The following is a 3,673-nucleotide window of genomic DNA, read 5'->3' on the forward strand; positions in this document are numbered from 1 at the left end:
CGTAGCAGCAGAGCCAGTACCCGCAACACCTCGCCAGTCACCGGTACAACATTCTCCGGTAGAGCGGCCCGCTTGCTGTTCTTGCAGGTGTCGACCGTGACGGGCAAGCCCACCGACGTCAGCAACGCCGAAATCTCGCCGTAAGTCATCGTGTGGTCGAACCAAGCCTTCTGCACCAGTGAACGGGTCAGAATGCGGGTCAAGATGCCCAGCGAGCCATCCTCGCGAACCCGCATCTTGGAACCTTGCAGAGCTAGCGCAGATTCGTAGTAATCTTCCCAACTAGCCCAATCCTCCAAGGTCTTGAGGCAGTTGTCCTCTCGCCAACCCTCGAAACGGGCACGGCAATGATCCGCCATGCCAGCATCGCCCCAAGGCACCGTATCGCAAGCAATATGCGACCCACCGGCCACTTCTACTATCTGGGGATTAACCAACTGCCTTTTCTGGTCGAACTCGTAGGACAGCCTGCTCTGCTTCTTTATTTCGATTAGGTCGCTTTCCGTTAGCCACTGCTCCCGAAGCGAGATCAGGTGACTGGCGTCGATCTTCTGTCCCGGCTCTCGGTCAAGGTAGAGCCTCAGGATCCATGCGTTCTGCTCCTCCGTCGTTCCCGCACATTTAACGCCAGCCTTAGCCAGCACAGGGGGCGTATCACCTTGGATAGCGGTGCATTGCCCCCGCGTTTTGATAGACACAATCTGGCGAGCATGGTGCTTCAGTTCCAGCATCGGCACGGGTTCACCACTCTCATCACCATGCAACCGCTGACATAAAGCCTGATAACGACGACACAGGGGACCCGTCTGGTCAAGTTCCTCCAACTGGGCATCAGTGAGGAATCCGTCTGTAGTGTGCGATACCACCGTGCGATGGGGGGGAATCCGGTGAAGCAACTCGCCACACACCGCCCGGATCAGGCCCGTTGTATGCGCCGCCATGTAGGGATTGGTCACAGCCGAGGGCCCAATCTTATTATTCTTACCGGTAGCAGTATCGAACGCAGTCTTATCGCTTAGCCCCTGGGCCAGCTTCCCGTAGAGCGAGTTACCGATTTCTTTGATCATTATTTCTTCGAGGCTCTTTTTGAGATATTCCCGTCGTAACTGCTGGATCACCCGCGTGAAATCCTCAAACAAGGGCTGACTCCCTGCAACCCAAGGAACAATGACACCGTGCTTGATCGCGATGGTAGCTCCCATGGATAGCGCCAATTCGATTTCTGGCGCTGTGACATACGCAAATCCTGATAAAGGAAAGCGCAGCCCATACTGCTCGGATCTAACAGGTAAACAAGGGAAGCGAGTGCCCGTTGGGAAAGCGAACTCGACATAGGCAAAGCCCATGACGTGGCCGATAAAATCTTGCGGGTCAGAGCTCGTATACATGTTGGCGTAGTCAGGCACTAACAGGTCACAGAGCCCCGTGGTGTAAGCACCTTTCAAGCCCCAGTCATACCAATCCCCTATATCGGTAGGGCCCATCATGAATGACTCATTACGACCACCGTGGTAACAGCAGATGGCGAGTGCCTCACACCGCCAACGATCAGGAGAAGGGCGTTTTACCGTCTTGGTTGCCACCTTCCCTTTCCCACTATTCCAGCGCTCCTCCTTCTTGATCTCCAACCCAAAGGCCGCCATGTAATCCACATCGGCGGCCTTGAGTAGCTGACGAAACACAGCCACACCTACAGCGCCGAGCGATCGTGGCAACTTCTGCAAGCCAAACTGCCCGCCAAGAAAATCGCGGACTTTCAAGGCATATTTCACTGCAATCTCTGCATCGCGCAGGGCATACCTTTCAAACGCCTCCTTGTCGCCAACCAACAGCTCATCCATACGCTCGATGCTGTAACCCTCGGGGATTACCTCCTTGGGCAAGCCGAGCATTGAGCCCAGAGCTGACAGCGGCGATTTGTTGGGTGATAAAAAGAGGGTATCGACAAATTGGATGGTCGTTCTCTGGGGCTTGCGATGGCGATCGCGTAGAGTGATTGGCTTTAGCGGAGCACGGCGCTTGCGTTCAGCGGTTTCATCAACGCCATAGCCACTATCGGTAATAATCTGCCCGACCACGCTACCACCCTGGCCATCCAGGCTAGCCTTCATGTGCCAGAAGTCTTTGAACGTACTGAGGTCGGCACGCAGAAAGTGAGCTACGACGACTATCTTTCTTGGCCACTTTTTGATTAAGCCAGCTGCACGACAATCCTCCACAGCCATAGATATGAGTGTTTCAAAAGCGAGACGCTTCCTAGGTTCGGGATAGATGACCTTCCCGAGGGTTTCACCACGACTATTGACGCAATAGTACTGATAGGACGAAACGATATTTTGCCCATCAAGGGTTACCCACTCGGCATCAATACCGACCCAGAGGTCCTCGCCATCAGCTAGCGAGATAGGCGGTTGTTTGGGGTCAAACGTAGCTTTCTTTATCGCGAACGGAAGATGAGAGGGAGCGGGCTGATCTTCCTCTATAATCCCGATTTCGGCCTTCTTAAATTCAAACATGAGATTTCTCCAGACCAAAACAACGTGATCACCCATGATCTCCAGCCTTCCGTAGTAAAGGGCTGGCACTAGCCACAAGAAAGAATCATTAGAGTCCCTTTTGGGGCGATTCTGGGTCTTGGAGTGATGGAGTGATTCATTTGTGAATCATTGCGTGCTGCTTGTTCAGGACGGCTGAGTTGGATGGGTAATCACGGAAAAAAACAAAGCCCCTCTCTGCATCTAGCAGAAAGGGGCTTTGGGGTTATTTACTGAACGGAGGTACCCTTGAGGCGTTCAGAAAGAGCTGTCAGGGTAGCGATACATGCGTCCTCAGACGAGCACAAGCATGTCATCAAGGGCTTATCGGCCCCATCACGATACAGACGAACTACCCAACCATTGGGCATCTCACCGTAATCAGCGGACTGAACAAGATGCGGTAGGAGTAGAGTCCCATCGGGAAGCTCAAAATATTGGTCAAGAAGCCCAGCACCTGCCAGTGCCTCACGGACTTGTTTCAAATACTGAGTTTGCTCATCTGAGCCCGTGATGAACTCAAATGATACCTGATGGGATGTGTTGTAAATCGCCACACCTAGGCGTTCTAAAGCCTCCTGATCCAGCTCAGCTAAAGGTTTAGTCAAGGGCTGATAACGCTGGGTATGAGTTATCGAGCTCAAGTTAACTAATCGGCGACCAATGATCGCGGTCAGGGTACTAGCTGGTTCAGCTTTTTTCGCCATACGAGAGTTGGCATTTCGAGTTGCGATTTGGGACATAGGTCCTCCTAAGTGTCGCGGGTTTACATGCCCCCCGTCCGGATTTGAACGAGAGGTTATCAATGGGGTGTACTGCTTTAATTCATTGAAAACATGTAAAGGTACGCAACACACTGAGGCCCCGAGCAGAAATGCATAAAGAGGGGATTTAGCGGTGCTTCATGGTCGTTATTGCTTATGTAACGTTCGACTACGGTGGCGAATCTAAGAGATAGTCGAATGCCATGTCAAGATCGTACCAGAAAAAAAATATCAACAAGGGATGGGGGCCATGGACAAACTCTTGGCGCAAAACCCACCACCACGCGCACGACTCAAACTGGGGAAACCGCGCCTGATAAGAACTGCTGCCATGGTGTAGTAGTGCTGTTGGGGATGGTGCAGATCCACCGCACC

Annotated in this window: 2 protein-coding genes; both read right to left on the bottom strand. The window is 52.8% G+C overall.

Annotation, left to right across the window (positions count from 1 at the left end):
* On the bottom strand, positions 1-2,516 hold a 2,516-nt coding region (locus AB5Y92_RS19215), incomplete at its 3' end, for a hypothetical protein (protein WP_368227406.1).
* Positions 2,517-2,764: 248 nt separating this feature from the next.
* On the bottom strand, positions 2,765-3,277 hold the full coding sequence (locus tag AB5Y92_RS19220; RefSeq protein WP_139460617.1) for a hypothetical protein: 513 nt from the start codon (positions 3,275-3,277) through the stop codon (positions 2,765-2,767).
* Between the last annotated feature and the right edge of the window lie 396 nt (positions 3,278-3,673).

This window comes from Aeromonas sp. R1-1 (genome assembly GCF_040908495.1).
Taxonomy (GTDB): domain Bacteria; phylum Pseudomonadota; class Gammaproteobacteria; order Enterobacterales; family Aeromonadaceae; genus Aeromonas; species Aeromonas veronii.

What these genes read in the sequence shown, in the direction of transcription:
- AB5Y92_RS19220 (WP_139460617.1), bottom strand. Translation starts at nt 3,277, where the DNA reads ATGTCCCAAATCGCAACTCGAAATGCCAACTCTCGTATGGCGAAAAAA.